We start from the raw sequence: 15189 nt of genomic DNA, 5'->3' as shown, positions 1-15189 counted from the left end.
GTCCAGCGGTGAGGCGGCGGCGAGCAAGAAGCCCGCCGCCGCTTGTCCGGTTCAGCTTAGAAGCGACCGCGCACGGTCACGCCATAAGTCCGCGGTTCGGCGAGGAAGGCCGAATAGGTCTGCTGCGGTGCGATGAACGGCGTGTTGAAGGCCACCTGCGTGTAATCGACATCGAACATATTCGACACCCAGCCTTCAATGCCCCAGCGGCGATCAGGTCCGGTGATTCCGATGCGGCCATTGACGATGGCAAAAGCATCCTGCTCCTTACCGTACAGAAGGTCGGAACCGGTGTTATAATCGCTGACCAGACGACCGTTGATATAAAACAAGCCGTTAAGGCCACTGTTACCCAAGGGAGGCGTCCAGGTGAGCGACGCCGTGCCCACCCATTCCGGTGCGTTCGATAGATTGTCACCGGGCAGCAGACGGAGCGCTGGATCAAGGGGTGTTCCGCTATCATTGCCGATCAGATTGTTTTTATAGCTAGTGTCCGTGTAAGTGATCCCCATGGTGGCCGTCAGGTCACGCACAGGCGAAAGCATGGTCTCCAATTCGAAACCTTGTGCCACCACACCCGGAATAACATTATCGGCCAGACAAGCACCGGTTGCCGCGCTGGCATCACTGTCTGCGCCTGCCAGATCGGTACTGCAAGCATTCACATTCTGCACCAAGAACACCGAACCGTTAAAAGTGTTCAGCTGAAAATTGCTGAATTCCTGACGGAAGGCCGAGGCGCTGAGAGAGAAACGGCGCGAACCGTATTTCACACCGATCTCATAAGCGTTGACAGTTTCCTCATCGAACTGGAGGTTGCCGACATCTAGGTTGTTGACGTCCAGGAACAACGGATTGGACAGCGCCGAGCGGTCAAGGTTGAAACCGCCAGCCTTATAGCCGCGCGAATAGCTGGCGTAGCCAAGCCAGTCGTCATCAAATTTATAGGACAGCACTGCAGTGCCGGTGAACTCGTCTTCCTTGCGTTTGTCGGCAATCGAAACGCCGTCAAGCTCCGACGTCGAATTGCCCTGACAAGACAGCGACAAAATGCCAGCAAAGAACGGCGAAAGCCCGACGAGCGGCCCGATTATCGCACGGTTTGCCGGGCAAACAGTATTGTCGTTACCAAATGTTCCGTTGAAGTCCTTTGTTTCGTTTGTATATCGAAGGCCGAGAGTCAGATCGAGCTGATCGGTGATGTGGAAGATATTGTGCGTGAAGAGCGCGAAGTTGTTGCTCTTTTGGTTATATACATCACCTGTTCCGCCAGCATCACTGATCGAGGCAAGGTTGTTGAGCGATGCGACGACCGCCGGGGTAGCCGCACCAAACACCGCGCCGCTCTGAATCGCTCCAAATGCGGCAGGGCTAAAGCAATTGGTCTGACTGGGATCGGGCACAGTAATGCCGAGCGGACCCAGCGAGGGCTGGAGCGCGATCGCTAGTCGGCAAGCGACAAACGTTCCATAATCATCACCGAAGCGCAGATTATCACGCACTTGCAGCTTCTCATTGGCGTAGAAGCCACCGATAAGCCAATCGAGCTTATCGTTGAATGCACTACCGTTGAAGCGAACTTCCTGCGTAAAGGTCTTGAAGTTGCGCGCGCCCGCATTTTCTCCGGGGGCGCGGTATAGGATGTCAACCGTAGTATAGTCCGTGTCCGAGCCCTGGTTGTTATCGTATTCACGATAGGCAGTGATCGACGTCATCGTCACACTGCCGAAATCCCAATTCAGCTCGCCAGACAGACCGTAATCTTCGGTCTCGCCATCGAAACTGCGGCCCGGCGTATTGTAGATATTGCGGTTAAAGGTCGACTGATTAAGGGCGCGCGGATCCTGGCCGAGCCCTAACAAGATCGGAACAATCGGATTTCCCGTGCTGGTTAGAGCTGGACCGTCAGTTGGGCGCGTGAACGGATCGAGACCAGGGGATACGCGGGCAAATGGCGCAAAATCGGGCTGCACAAAGGTAGCCGCGCAGCACGCCTCATCCTTTTTGGAATAATCGCCCACCAGGCGGAAGCTGATGTCGTCAGTCGGCTCAAACAACATTTGCGCGCGGACCAGATAGCGGTCACGATCGTTGATTTTAACGCCATTGGTGACATCGTTGTAAAACCCATCACGTTCGAAATAGACGCCGTCGATCCGTGCCGCGATAGTGTCACCCAGCGGCGCATTAATACCCGCCTCAACCTTGATCGCGTCATAATTGCCGTAGGTGAACGCGCCGTAGCCTTCGAAATCGAAGCTGGGCGGTGCGGTATAAATGCTGATCAAGCCAGCCGAAGCGTTACGACCGCCCAGCGTGCCTTGCGGGCCGCGCAGGATTTCAACGCGGTCGAGCGGGCCGAGTTCTGACAAGGCGTTGCCCGAACGTGACCTGTAAACGCCATCGACGAACACCGCGACCGAGCTTTCCAGACCAGGGTTGTCACCCACCGTGCCGATACCGCGAATACGCGCCGAGCCGTTGGCTTCATTTCCGGTGGACGAAACCAACAGCGAAGGCGCGACCTGGTTGAGTTCGCGGATATCGCTGGTGCCGGAATTTTTCAGCGTTTCGGCAGAGACTGCGGAGACCGCGATCGGCACGTCGGACAGTGACTGCGACCGGCCCTGTGCCGTCACGATGATGACGTTCTGGTCATCGACATCGGCAGCATCGGTGATCGATCCGGTGTCTTCGCCTTCCGCATCCTGTGCGAGGACAGGCGATGCGCCCATTGCGAGCGCCGTAATTAGGGCCGCCTGCGCTACTGATCCAGTCCAGGTCCGCTTCATCATCTCTCTCTCCTGATCTTTAAAAATCTGCGGGAGAGGTTTGTATTATGGCAGCACTAACGCGCCGATTGCCTGTATTTGCAATCACCGCCGGACCACCACTTCCTCATTCCCGAACCAAGGCATACTGCCTTTGCCAAATCCAACGCAAGCGCTTTTTGGCGAGCCGCCGGGCTATGCCAGCCCGCGTGTCAAAAGGGCGACATAGTCACGCGCAGCATCTCCAGGCTGGCGTTCGCTCAATATAGCCGCCAAATCGGATGCGGCATTCAGCGCGATAAACAGCATCTGGCTGGCCACAAACGGATCAAGCGGGCGGATCGTCCTTTGCGCGATCCCGGCGGCAAACTGGCCAGCATACCAGCGCGTGATCCGCCGCGCGCGCGCCAGCGACTGTTCACGCTCATACGGCGGCAGAATGATATAGGCCGAGGTTCGCAGGAACGGAAACCGCCCGGCAAACTGCACCGCCGCCGCCTCTGTCGCAGCCCGCAACAACCGCGCCGCTGCATCGCCCTCCTCGCCATCGGCCAGCCGCTGGATTTCCGCCATCTGCTCGTGCGATCGGGCAAAGCATTCGCTGACCAGATCGTCCTTGTCTTCCAGATGATGATAGAAACTGCCCTTGGTGACGCCCAGCTCTTCGGCCACACGTTCGACCGAACTGCCGCGAGAGCCATAGCGATTGATCAGCCGTGTCGCCGCGCGCAGGAAAGCCTCACGCGGGCTGTCGTCATCTTCCGCCGCATCACCAGACAGCGCACCCGTTATCGGTATTTCGGCTGCCCTGGCCAGAAACCCGTTCTCAAGAAAACGCACGATTTCCTCGACCAGCGCCGCGTGCTCCCAATCGGAATATTCGCCCACCCAGGCGCGCAGCCAGAACAGCGATTCCAGCACATAGCTGGCGCTGATGCGTGACTGCCAATCGTCGTGGCTATCACCCTCATCGCGAAACCATTCGCGGATCGTCCGGTTCACTTGCAGATAGGCATCCGTTAGCGGAGCCCGCATTTCCCGCCGCAAGGCGCGGATGTCGCCGATCAACGGCTGTTTGGGAGTGCGCCCCGCCAGCATCGCGGCTTCGTGTTTCAGCGCCACTGTGAACAGCGCGCGCAAGCGGGCGCCGGTGGTCGGTTCGCGCCCGGCCTGCTCGACCATCTCCGCCAGACCCGCCAGAACGTGGCGGTACACCTCTGCCGCCAGCGCGTCGCGATTGGGGAAGTAATAGGAAAAGCTTGAAGGCTTCAGCCCGACAGCCCGCGCGATTTCGGGCAGTTTCAGCGCCTCGACACCGTGTTCCTCCAGCTGCACCATGGCGGCCCCGACGATGGCCGCGCGGCGGTGCCCGGAACGCGCCTGCGTCCGGCCATTGCCGTGTCGCCCCGGCGCGTTCGCTGACGCCATCGACCTCTCCCATGTCCCCCGGCGCAAACCGGACTGGCCCTGCGGCATACGCAGTTTGCCAAAAAGGCATTATGCTGTAGATCGCACTGCATGGGAAGAGGCTGCGCTGGCGACACCGGCTGACGCATCGCGGCCAAGCAAAGGACGCCTGTCATGAACCTGGAATTCTCGCCCGAGGAAGAAACTTTCCGCGCCGAAGTGCGCGCCTTCCTGAAAGACAAGCTGCCCGCGCGGCTGGCGGACAAGGTCCGCACCGGCCAGCGGCTCAGCAAGGTGGACATGGAGCAGTGGCACGCCATCCTCAACGAACGTGGCTGGCTCGCCAATCATTGGCCCGAGGAATATGGCGGCACTGGCTGGAGCGTGATGCAGCGCTTCATTTTCGAAACCGAAACCGCAATTGCGCACGCCCCGCGCATCATTCCCTTCGGCCTGTCGATGCTGGCCCCCGTGCTGATCAAATACGGCACCGAAGAACAGAAACAGCATTATCTGCCGCGCATCCTCGATGGCACCGACTGGTGGTGCCAGGGCTATAGCGAGCCGGGCGCAGGATCCGATCTTGCCAGCCTCAAGACCAGCGCAGTTCGTGATGGCGATCACTATATCGTCAACGGGCAGAAGACCTGGACCACTCTGGCACAATATGCCGACTGGATTTTCTGCCTCGTGCGCACCAGCAATGAAGGCAAGCGCCAGCAGGGCATTTCCTTCCTGCTGATCGACATGAAAACGCCCGGCATCGACGTGCGCCCAATCAAGCTGCTTGAAGGCGATCACGAAGTGAACGAGGTGTTCTTTACCGATGTGAAGGTGCCCGTGGCCAATCTGGTGGGTGAGCAGGACAAGGGCTGGACCTACGCCAAATATCTGTTGACTTACGAACGCACCAATATCGCGGGTGTCGGTATGTCGATGGCGCTGTTTGATGAATTGCAGGACATCTCGCGCTCCACCTGGCGCGATGGCCGACCGGTGGCCGAAGACCCGCTGTTTGCGCAGCGGATGGCCAAGCTGGAAATCGATCTGGAAAATATGAAGACCACCAATCTGCGTGTGCTCGACGCGGCGGGGGCGGGCCATGCACCGACAGCTGAAAGCTCTATGCTGAAAATTCGCGGCACCGAGATCCGGCAGGAAATCAACGATCTGATGCGCCGCGCCGCTGGCCGCTATGCCGCGCCCTTTATCGACGAGGCGCTGGACGAAGGCTGGAACGGCGAGCCGGTTGGGCCCGAATGGGCAGGCCCCGCCGCCGCGCAATATTTCAACAATCGCAAGCTCTCGATCTTTGGCGGATCGAACGAAGTGCAACGCGAAATCATCACCAAGACCATTCTGGAGCTCTGAGCCATGGATTTCACGATTGGCGAAGACCGCCAGATGCTGGCCGACAGCCTGTCCCGCACGCTGGCCGACAAATTTGACTGGAAAACACGCGAAGCGGCCATCGACAGCGACGCAGGCTTCTCGCGCGAGGTCTGGAACGCGCTGGCGGAACTGGGTGTGATCGGCGCGCTCTTTGGCGAAGACACAGGCGGCTATGGCGGCAGCGCGTGGGATGTCGGCGTGGTATTTGGCGAACTGGGCAAGGCGCTGGCCACCGGTCCATTTCTGGGATCGCTGATGGCGGGCAAAATGCTCGAAGCGGCCGGTGATGAAGCCGCGCTGGCCCCGGTCATCGCGGGCGAGACCATGCTGACCTTCGGGCATGAAGGCGCGGTAGAGGCCAATGGCCGTCCCTGTCCGCCCGCCACGGCAAAGCGCAATGGCGATCAATGGATCATCTCTGGCCGCAAGGGAGTGGTCGAATATCTTGGCAGCGCTGATCAGGTGCTGGTCACGGCGCAAACCGATGCTGGCTTGTCTGCCTTTCTGGTGGATATGAGTGCCAGCGGCGTCGAAGCGCGCGACTATCCGGTGATCGACGGCGGGTCGGCGGGCGAACTGACGCTCACGGACACCCCCGCCACATTGGTGGGCGAAGACGGCGGCGCAACAGAGGCGCTGGCGGCAGCCACAGCCAGCGGCCTTGTCGCCACTTGCTGGGAATCAATAGCAGTGATGGATGTGCTGCGCGATCAGACACTGGATTATCTGCGCACCCGTAAACAATTCGGCATCCCGATCGGCAAGTTTCAGGCCTTGCAGCACCGCATGGCGACGCTGGCGCTGGAAATCGAACAGGCCCGTTCGTCCGCAATCAACGCAGCGGCCAATTTCGACAAGGACGCAACCACCCGCGACCGCTTCTGTTCGGCGGCGAAATACACCGCAGGCAAGGTCGGCAGGCTGGCGGCGGAAGAATCGATCCAGTTGCACGGCGGCATCGGCATGACGTGGGAATTCCCGCTGTCACACTATGCCAAGCGTCTGACGATGCTGAACCATGTGCTGGGCGACGATGACCACCATCTGGCCCGCTACATGGCGCTGGGCCAAGCTGCGGGCTGAGATTTGCGGTAAGGAAAAAAGGTGGTGAGCCCTGCTGGGTTCGTCACCAAGGCCGTTTGACCCCACGACCACTGCAGACTACTGGAATTGCAGTATTTCTTTGTCTCGCAGTGCGAGACAATGCTGTGAGACAAAGGGGGTCAGATGGCGAACCATGTGCGTTACATCCGCAAGCGTGCCAACGGCATGTATTACTATGAGCGCCGGCTCCCCAAAGCGGCCCAAGATAGACCAACCGAGTATGATGCCCTGTTCGGCGGAAAGGCGCTTTTTCGCGAATCACTGCGCACCCGCAATCAGTCGGAAGCACTTGCAGCAAGTGAGCCTGTGCACGCCGACTTCGAGCGTCGGCTACAGTTGGTGCTTGGTGGCGAAGCTTTGCCTCCATGCGCGTCGGACAATGCTACGCGCCGAGTGACCCCTGCGCGGCTTGTGAAGATCACAGAGGAGGCGTGCGAGCGTGTCGCCACACCGTGGCGACAGGCCCTGATCCGCGCCGAATTAGGGCCTGCCGATCAGGCAGAACTTGAACGCATGGTCGAGCAGCGCGAATGGGATGCGGAACACTTGCGCGCGGTTCTTCTAGACCGCGCCCAAATTGACGACGCACGCCTACCAGACCTTACCGCTGACGTTGCCAGATTGATCGAAGATGAGCGGCTGGACGCACCCGCTGGAAGCAACATGTATGCAATCATCATGCGGGCAGTGAGAGAGGGTCAGCTCCGCGGTCAACGCGAGATCGACGCCATGCTTTCGGGGAGTATATCGGCAATACCCCAAGAGCGACCAAACGCACGTCGGCCTCGTGCGCCTAAGATTTCTGAAGTGCTAGACGCATACATCGGTCAGCTGCGCGCACCGAGGACTATTCGAGAAGCCAAGGAGGCGCTGTCCTCATTCATCAGTGTGATCGGGGACATTCCTCTCGACGAGATTTCACGCGCCGATGTAGTCGAGTTTTGTAAGGTCGAGGGGGCGCGGGTCATCGGCGGTAAGACCAGCGGAAGCGTCTCGCGCCCGATGTCGCCTAGCACTCTCAAGAAGAAGATTGGCCTCCTCCGCGCTGCGATCAATCATGCGACCCAGGTCGAAATGTATGCAGGGCCGAACCCCGCTGCGAAGATTGATGCGCGGCATTTCACGAAACCTGTGCCGAAGGCGCTTATGCCGGACAAACGGCCATTTACGGTTCACGAGCTTCAGCTGCTAGTGAATCACCCATGGTTCACCGGCTGCGAGAGCGACAAGCGGACGCATGAGGCAGGAAACCACCGTCTCGACGGCATGCACTTCTGGGTGCCGATCCTCGCGATGCACACCGGCTGTCGTGCAGGTGAGCTCGGTGGCCTGCGAGTAAGCGAGATTCGGCTCGACCATCAGCACCCTCATGTCGTCATTCAGGATAATCGGTATCGCACAACGAAAGGCTCATATCGTCGGAGCGTGCCACTCCTCGATGTTCTGCTTGACCTCGGCTTCGGACATTTTGTGGAACGGGTTGCGATGGCTGGCCATGATCGCCTCTTCTTCGACTGGCAGGCACCAGCCGGTCGTGTCGATGCCGGTGCGACGGCATGGGCGAACGCCAGCCTAATCCGGTCATTTAATCGCACAGTGGTCCCGCAGCAGCTAGGATCGCTGCTCATGGAAGGCGCGCGGCAGGAGGTCACCTTTCACAGCTTCCGAGGCGCGTTCAAAACGCTGCTGGGTAGATCCGAATATAACCTGCCCGAAAACTACAAGCACGAAGTCATCGGGCATGCGAAGAGCGCGCTAGACAAGCGCTACGTGCAGGAAATCCCTCTGGCCGACACCTATCCTGCGATCAAGGAATGTGCGTATCGAGGGCTAGTGCTACCACCTGCGCCGGGAAGTTGAAAAAGTTGATTCGTTCAACCACGGTGGTTTTCGCGAAGACAGGCAACTTGTTGTATTAGAACGATTTATACACGCCTCGGTGTATGGCTAGGAATCACCCGCGGTTTTCGTCAACAAAACCATTACTTTTTTCAACTTTCAGGGTCGGCGCTGCCGCCTGAAGCTTCCCAAGCTGACAGCAATCGCAGACTTTTGCGGTTTCCGCTGTAAACTCTGCAAAATTCGGCGTGTTTCTTATCAATAGCTTACAAGTCAGCTGTAAACCGAGTCAGCGAGGGTGGCCCAAGCTGGCTGGCGGACACTGCCACCCCTGTGCGCCGCTTAATTGAAAGAGGCATGCATAGCCGAGTTCTCTTTGACTTTTAAATAAGTAGCCCTGACAGCGTCCGCAGAAGCTCCTTCAAAACAGGGTGTTGAGGCATGAAGAGTCGATTGGGATGTGCGGTGCTTTTTTGGATGCTGCTGAACGTCGAGGCTCCAACCGTTTCCGCTCAAAACCTACAAGAGGACATTGAAGAAGCAGCGAACGAAGTAGCCGAGGAAGCTGCACGAGCGGCATCAGAAGCGGCGAGCCCAAAGAGGATGGAGGAACAGCGTCGAAATGACAGCAGAATGGTCGATAACGCTATGCGTCAAATCGCACTTTCTGGCGACCGCTCGATCGCTAACGAACTTCCTCTCCCAGATTATCCCGGACTCGTTGCGATCCAAGCGGCTCTCGCTCACGAGAACGCTTGGGAGGCATCGAGTGCAGAGAGGCACCACAACACTGCTCTGATAGATGCCATAGTGCATTTATCCTTCGATGCTGGTCACTTAATGTGGGCAGAATGGGCGTGCGATAATAGCCGAATGCAGGGTGTCGCGGCTCAATACATCGACATCGTTGACAGCCTCGTCACGGTTTATCCAGAACGTCTTTTGCTAAAAAGCGCAATCACTTCGCGTGAAACCATTGGGTATCCCTTCGACAAGAAATGTGATCGCCAATTCCTCGAACTCTCTCGATCAAGTTATCAGGAGAGCTTGAGCGCCGTGCTTAATTTAAGCGCGTCCGTAGCCGACTAGCGCATGACCGAGCCGGTGGATGGCTAGGCTCGGCGATAGCTGCCTGATTGGCAGCAATAGGGTCAAGCGCTCCGGCGATCCCTTGGACTTCTCAAAATTGCAGCGCACTTACGATGCAATCGTGAGCGGGTCGTCTTTGAGCGCGCGATATACGCTCGCTCGTGCGATGCCCAGCTTCGTCGCTATGTCGGTCGCTCCGAACTCCTGTTCACGCAAGGAGCGCACCTGCTCGACATTAACGGTAGGCTTGCGCTCCTTGTAAACACCAGCCGACTTGGCGCGCTCGATGCCTTCACGCTGGCGTTCCTTGCGGATGTCGGTCTCGAACTCGGCGACAGCACCGAGGATGCCGAGGATCAGCTTCCCCATGGAGGTAGTCGTATCGACCGCACCTTGCTGCAAACACCGGAACCCGACCTGCTTCGATGACAGTTGGGCGATGATGTCGTGCAAATCGCGACCAGATCGAGCGAGGCGGTCGAGGCGTGTAACGACTAGGGTATCACCCTCTCGCACCCAGTCGAGGCACTCGGCGAGCGCTTGTCGGTCGCTGCGCGATGTCCCAGTCATCTTTTCAGAGAATACCTTTTCGCAACCCGCGTCGGCTAGCAGTTGCAGTTGAAGGTCAAGGTTTTGCGAATTGCTGCTAACGCGCGCGTATCCGACGATGCTCATATGCTGGTTCTCGCTGTCTCGTTGAAGTCTAGAGTCAGCGCAGATTAGCGTCTCACAAACGGGATCGAAGTCTAATGAGACGCTCCGTGGACGCCGTGAGACGCCTCGGATGGGTATACCCTAGAGGACTGCATGCCCTACCAAGCACATTGCTGGCTAACAGTCTCCATTCGGCATCTAACCTCTCAAGATTCTTCCTTTCGCTGGCAAAATGCGGCACCCCCATCGAACTAAGGATGAGGATTCGAAATTGCCCTTCACTGTGCCGACAATCACCAAGCCGTTTGCTGATTACAAATGGCGTTGGATGGAATTTACTCCTGTAGAGTCATTTAATCGGATCGACATACTTCTTGGAGTAGCTCGCGCGATCCAAGACGTTGAAGGTGAGCTTGCATCAAGTAATGCATTTAATGCGAGACTTCAAAAGGTTCAGACCGATCTTCTACCCACTGGTTCCCCAAGTCTTACTTCAACAAATACAGATAGAAATCTTATAAGACGACAGGGGCGTTATTGGCGCGGTCTTGATATTCTTGCACCGGTGGGTGCTGGTGAAGGTCATGGAATGACACTGACGCCGATGGGCAGGTCGTTCGCCAATGGGTCGGTCTCTCCTGACGACTTTGTGCGGCATGCGATAGCAACCCACCGGCTGCCAAATCCATCCATTGACACAGCTAAGCGAGTTCAAGAATGGCATGGAGCTGGCCTTTCAATGCGCCCTTTGTCGATTATCGTATCCGTCCTAACTGCGCTGGCAGCGCAAGCTGGCCCAAACGCGGCATACCTGACCAACGAGCAGCTGCACCGTGTGCTTGTTCCGCTTTCAATCGTCAATAAAGATCCAGACTTTCTCGCCGAAGCAGTCTTGGCGTTCCGGCAGGACAAATCTCCTTTTGCGTTGCTTCCAAATTGTGCGCCTGGGGCGAACGATCGTCGCATGCTTCGTGAGCACCTGTTATTCTTGCATTACGGCGATGTCCTAACCCTTGAGGATGTCGGGGAAAATTATAGGGATCGCTTTCGGCTCCGAGAGACGGATGCTGCAATTGCAGTCGAGGCGATCCAAGGACTGCATGAAGCGTCGCTAGATGAGCGAGAAAATGCTGTTGCCGACGCAATTGTAACCGTCCAGCGCAATAGGCGTTCAGTGGAAGTTCTCGATCGCCCTAGTCAGGCCAAATTTCGCCGAGACGTGCTGGGCGCTTGTGACAGCAAATGCCTCATAACCGGCGAGACGCTACAAGATGTGCTGATCGCATGTCACATCCATGAGGTTAAAGATGGCGGCTCGGATCACGTCTCAAACGGGATCACCCTGCGAGCCGACTTGCATATTCTTTTCGATAGCCAAAAGTTGCGTATTGGTGACGAAGGCCAAGTTACCTTAGCCCCAGATATTGCAGAGTTTCCTAGCTACTCCGCACTACCGGCGAATATCGAGCTCCCCGAACACCTTAACAAGGCGGCGCTTAGGATAAGATACGAATATGGGATCGTAAGCTAAGCTCACAAAATCAACACGAGATCGGGTCGCACTCCCCGATCATCAATCTTTTCTTGGACTGCCGGAACTCCATCCAACAACATCTTACCAATCGCCATGCCGAGCAAAGGTGGAACCGCATTTGAGATTTGGCGGTAAGCGTTCGTTTTTGAACCAGAGAAGACAAAATCATCAGGGAAAGACTGGACGGCTGCAAGTTCGCGCGCGGTCATGCGCCGATGATTGTTTGGGTGATGCAGAACAACGACACCACCTTTGTTATCTCCTCGCGAAGTTACCGTCGGCGATGGTCTGTGGGGATCTATTCTCCGATGGCCTAAGTGTCCATTAAAGCGCAGCTTATACTGAGAGCATTCATGGTTAGGTATGTCCGTTCCATCTTCCGGTTCAGGATAATGGCTAAGTGCCTCCCCAACAGTGAGCCAAGGTTTTAACCCCTCACGCGAAGCAACGATGGGCTCAGCATGGGTCACCTTCGGCGGGAACTGTCCCTGCCAGACGACATCTTCTCTGATCCCAAAAATAAGGACACGCATGCGAGCTTGAGGCACGCCATAGTCGGCGCAGTTTACCAGAGCATATTGAACTTTGTAGCCTGACTCTTCGATATCTCTGATGATGCTACGGAGGGCTTCACCGTTTGCCATGGACAACAGACCCTTCACGTTCTCGCCAAGGAAGAACTTCGGCCTCTTGGCACGTAAGATTCGGATCATCTCGCGGTAGAGCTGATTACGAGGATCCTCGGAATTTCGGCCCCAGTTAGCAACCGAAAAGCCCTGACAAGGAAAGCCTCCCACCAAGACGTCGCAGTCGGGAATTTCTTGTTCATCGATGTCGATAATATCACGAGTGTCCACATGGGCGTCGATATTTGCCCCGTAAGTTTCGGCCGCCTCTTTGAAAATATCGTTGGCCCAGACGATTTCAAGACCAGCTTGTAGGAGCCCTAAGTCAAGGCCACCCGCACCAGAGAATAGTGAAACCACTCGCATTATGCTACCAACCTTAGCTTTTCAGTTTTCACAATCATGCTGCCGAGGTGCTCTCCAAATAGAACTGGGACAGCGTTACCTACTTGACGGTAACAGGAGTTCATCTTTCCCACGAACTCAAACCCCAAAGGAAACGTTTGTATGGTCGCCTGTTCACGGATCGACATCCTACGATGGTTGTTCGGGTGTTGAATTGCGCAGACACCTCCTTTGCCATTGCCTCGCGCAAGTATGGTTGGCGAAGGTTTATCTGGATCAGTCCGGCGGTGCCCGGTGAAGTTCCGGTTGGTGACCTTATAGAGCGAGTAAATATGATTTGGGAGATTGTGGCTCCCGTCGGGATCTGGAAAGGCTTCCAGAGCTTCGCTGATCGTTACCCAAGGCTTCAACCCTGTTTTTGCACAAAGCGTCGGCTTACAATGGGTGGCGGCTGGAAATTGGAAATCGAGCTCCTGGTCCAGATCATTCCTCGTGCCTGCAATGATCACTCGCTGGCGGGTTTGTGGCACGCCGTAGTCCGCTAAGTTGAAAAGACGGACTTGAACCCGGTAACCAGCCGCTGCAAAATCGCTCTTAATCTGCTCTATCGCCTTCCCTCCGGCGAGGCTTAGGATACCCTTCACATTCTCGGCCAAGAAATACAGCGGCTGCTTGTCACGAACAACGCGCCTGAATTCTTGATACAGGCGATTGCGAGGATCAGCGTCAAATCGAAGCCGATTGGCTTGAGAAAAGCCCTGACAAGGAAATCCACCCACAATTACGTCGGCATTCGGAATTTCCGATGATTTGATATCACTTATGTCACCAAGCGTGATGTCCTTCGAGATGTTTTTGCGATACGTTTCGACGCAATCAGCATCGAAGTCATTGGCCCAAATCACCTCGTGCCCCGCCTGGACCAAACCTAAATCGAGGCCGCCAGCCCCTGAAAACAGTGATGCAATTTTCATAGTGACCTCTTTTGTAGATGCTAAACGCTGTGGCTCGCGGGGTCTACCAGCGGCCCATAGAAATCATCAGATTTCATTGTCCTGTGGCTTCGGGGACTCAGTCACCAAAAAGCTTTGAGTTGGCAGTGGTCATCCGTTTTACCCAATATAGCCTTACGCCGGCGACCAGCCGATTTCATCGTGCCAATGCACAAGTCCTATGGGCCCAAATTCAAGAAGCGCAGGCAACCCACGCAGCCCTTCGTTTTTGAGGCCGATGGTTCCGTCTTGGACATTGAAGATGTTGCCTTCGCCTTCTTCGAGTTCGACTCAGTCGCAGTAAACGGCCACAACCACATCTCCGGTAGGTGCGATGACAAAGTGTGTGTCGCCCTCAAGTTCCTCGATCCGATACAGATGCAGCTTCGGAGCAGGGATGGCATGAGCAATCCAGCCGATGGGTTCGCAATAGCTCGCCAGACCCGCTGGAGCGGCCTCTAGAAGCGCATCGAGGCCATTGCGCTGGTTAGGTGGCAAAACCTCGTCCACACGCTTCAGCGTGAAGCCTTGGTTCTCCTCGTTGAGATTGAATTCGTTGGCTATCACGATCTCCGAGGCGCGCTGTTCCTCTGGCGCGACGATGAAGCCTGTGACCAGCCGGTTGGCTCGATTAATCTGACATTTGAATAACTGAAAACGCATTATGCACTACCTTTCTTGTTGGTGGTGCATTCTGCGTAGTTGCGTCCCGATTGGGTGTCGGGTGGGCAATGCGGTGGGCGCGGTGGGATCGTCTGTGAAGCTGTGATCGTGTGCAGGAGCGGCATGACCTCGCGATCAGGTAGGTCGATCCCACATTGTTTATGAATCAACCGAACCCGAATTTTTCCACCGCGCAGAAATGGCAAAAATTCGCGTTTCCTGCAATTCGCCGGTGATAGGCAAAAGCTCTCCGGCAAAGTTTTATATCGTGTGCGCTCTGAAGACGGCCCGCGTAAAAAGCGAGAATCCACTCAACAACCTTGCTACAAAATTCAACTTACGCTCGCTTGTGCGCGATGTCGTTCCAGAACATAGATGCTGCTTGCGTCATGGGTCGTGACATTACCAGCCGCCGATCATCAAGACGTGGATCGTCGCGTAAGGTAAACTTGAAGAGGTAGTTAGGATAAGCAACCTGCACCAACTCGAACCATGCAGAGTGGACCGAGCGTGCAACCCGCCGGCTTCCTCGAAGCTCCTGACCAGCCGCTCTGGCCAAGGCCGCTTCGATTCGCACCCTCTCGCCGGGATCATGGGAAGCAATGGCGCCGTGCATGTGGAGATAGGTTTGCGCACCCGTTCTGTTGCTATGCCCCTCGACCACGAAGAAGTATTCGCGCCCCAGACCGATCTCCCTGCCCAAATGCTTTCGCACCCGCTCGGCCAAACTGGACCTCACGGTGGACTTGTAACGGTTTTGTGCCGGTCACTTG

General features: G+C 56.5%; 12 protein-coding genes. 5 read left to right on the top strand and 7 right to left on the bottom strand.

Annotated elements, in window-relative coordinates; translation table 11 throughout:
- Positions 1-56 precede the first annotated feature (56 nt).
- Together FEV51_RS11795 and FEV51_RS11790 are read right to left on the bottom strand one after the other, a co-directional pair.
- Complete coding sequence (locus FEV51_RS11795; RefSeq protein WP_138619279.1) at positions 57-2792, bottom strand: TonB-dependent receptor; 2736 nt, start codon at positions 2790-2792, stop codon at positions 57-59.
- Between the two features lie 174 nt (positions 2793-2966).
- Positions 2967-4199, bottom strand: a complete 1233-nt coding sequence (locus FEV51_RS11790; protein WP_171033128.1) for a TetR/AcrR family transcriptional regulator — start codon at positions 4197-4199, stop codon at positions 2967-2969.
- A 153-nt stretch (positions 4200-4352) separates the two neighbouring features.
- Here FEV51_RS11790 and FEV51_RS11785 point away from each other — a divergent pair, with 153 nt between their 5' ends.
- From FEV51_RS11785 to FEV51_RS11770, 4 genes are all read left to right on the top strand, one after another.
- Positions 4353-5549: an acyl-CoA dehydrogenase family protein gene (locus tag FEV51_RS11785; RefSeq protein ID WP_138619182.1), complete on the top strand. Its 1197-nt coding sequence runs from the start codon at positions 4353-4355 to the stop codon at positions 5547-5549.
- 3 nt (positions 5550-5552) lie between these two features.
- Entirely contained in the window at positions 5553-6653 is a 1101-nt protein-coding gene (locus FEV51_RS11780; RefSeq protein WP_138619180.1) for an acyl-CoA dehydrogenase family protein, read from the top strand.
- A 144-nt stretch (positions 6654-6797) separates the two neighbouring features.
- Entirely contained in the window at positions 6798-8534 is a 1737-nt protein-coding gene (locus FEV51_RS11775; protein WP_138619178.1) for a site-specific integrase, read from the top strand.
- A 456-nt stretch (positions 8535-8990) separates the two neighbouring features.
- Positions 8991-9602 carry a hypothetical protein gene (locus FEV51_RS11770; protein WP_138619176.1) on the top strand — a complete coding sequence of 204 codons (612 nt, stop codon included), beginning with the start codon at positions 8991-8993 and terminating at the stop codon, positions 9600-9602.
- Between the two features lie 108 nt (positions 9603-9710).
- Here the strand turns inward: FEV51_RS11770 and FEV51_RS11765 are convergent, their stop codons facing one another.
- Entirely contained in the window at positions 9711-10277 is a 567-nt protein-coding gene (locus tag FEV51_RS11765) for a recombinase family protein (RefSeq protein WP_138619174.1), read from the bottom strand.
- Positions 10278-10527: 250 nt separating this feature from the next.
- Here FEV51_RS11765 and FEV51_RS11760 point away from each other — a divergent pair, with 250 nt between their 5' ends.
- Complete coding sequence (locus FEV51_RS11760) at positions 10528-11787, top strand: HNH endonuclease signature motif containing protein (RefSeq protein ID WP_171033127.1); 1260 nt, start codon at positions 10528-10530, stop codon at positions 11785-11787.
- 2 nt (positions 11788-11789) lie between these two features.
- Here the strand turns inward: FEV51_RS11760 and FEV51_RS11755 are convergent, their stop codons facing one another.
- The 4 genes from FEV51_RS11755 to FEV51_RS11740 all read right to left on the bottom strand — a co-directional run bounded on the left by FEV51_RS11755 (position 11790) and on the right by FEV51_RS11740 (position 15143).
- Positions 11790-12776 (bottom strand): DNA cytosine methyltransferase, encoded by a 987-nt coding sequence (locus FEV51_RS11755; protein ID WP_222927459.1) that lies wholly within the window; start codon positions 12774-12776, stop codon positions 11790-11792.
- A 5-nt stretch (positions 12777-12781) separates the two neighbouring features.
- Positions 12782-13735: a DNA cytosine methyltransferase gene (locus tag FEV51_RS11750; RefSeq protein WP_138619168.1), complete on the bottom strand. Its 954-nt coding sequence runs from the start codon at positions 13733-13735 to the stop codon at positions 12782-12784.
- A 309-nt stretch (positions 13736-14044) separates the two neighbouring features.
- Positions 14045-14416 carry a hypothetical protein gene (locus FEV51_RS11745; RefSeq protein ID WP_138619166.1) on the bottom strand — a complete coding sequence of 124 codons (372 nt, stop codon included), beginning with the start codon at positions 14414-14416 and terminating at the stop codon, positions 14045-14047.
- 337 nt (positions 14417-14753) lie between these two features.
- Positions 14754-15143, bottom strand: a complete 390-nt coding sequence (locus FEV51_RS11740; RefSeq protein WP_138619164.1) for a hypothetical protein — start codon at positions 15141-15143, stop codon at positions 14754-14756.
- Positions 15144-15189 lie beyond the last annotated feature (46 nt).

The sequence above is a fragment of the Qipengyuania marisflavi genome, assembly GCF_005884405.1.
In the GTDB taxonomy this organism is placed as follows: Bacteria; Pseudomonadota; Alphaproteobacteria; order Sphingomonadales; family Sphingomonadaceae; genus Qipengyuania; species Qipengyuania marisflavi.
Note: the sequence above shows the minus strand (reverse complement) of the source record. Positions and strands in the feature narration are given on the sequence as shown.

Bases quoted from the DNA above. Each gene is read 5' to 3' on its own strand.
- FEV51_RS11765 (WP_138619174.1), bottom strand. From the start codon at position 10,277: ATGAGCATCGTCGGATACGCGCGCGTTAGCAGCAATTCGCAAAACCTT.
- FEV51_RS11780 (WP_138619180.1), top strand. From the start codon at position 5,553: ATGGATTTCACGATTGGCGAAGACCGCCAGATGCTGGCCGACAGCCTG.
- FEV51_RS11785 (WP_138619182.1), top strand. From the start codon at position 4,353: ATGAACCTGGAATTCTCGCCCGAGGAAGAAACTTTCCGCGCCGAAGTG.
- FEV51_RS11745 (WP_138619166.1), bottom strand. From the start codon at position 14,416: ATGCGTTTTCAGTTATTCAAATGTCAGATTAATCGAGCCAACCGGCTG.
- FEV51_RS11790 (WP_171033128.1), bottom strand. From the start codon at position 4,199: ATGGCGTCAGCGAACGCGCCGGGGCGACACGGCAATGGCCGGACGCAG.
- FEV51_RS11795 (WP_138619279.1), bottom strand. From the start codon at position 2,792: ATGAAGCGGACCTGGACTGGATCAGTAGCGCAGGCGGCCCTAATTACG.
- FEV51_RS11770 (WP_138619176.1), top strand. From the start codon at position 8,991: ATGCTGCTGAACGTCGAGGCTCCAACCGTTTCCGCTCAAAACCTACAA.
- FEV51_RS11775 (WP_138619178.1), top strand. From the start codon at position 6,798: ATGGCGAACCATGTGCGTTACATCCGCAAGCGTGCCAACGGCATGTAT.
- FEV51_RS11750 (WP_138619168.1), bottom strand. From the start codon at position 13,735: ATGAAAATTGCATCACTGTTTTCAGGGGCTGGCGGCCTCGATTTAGGT.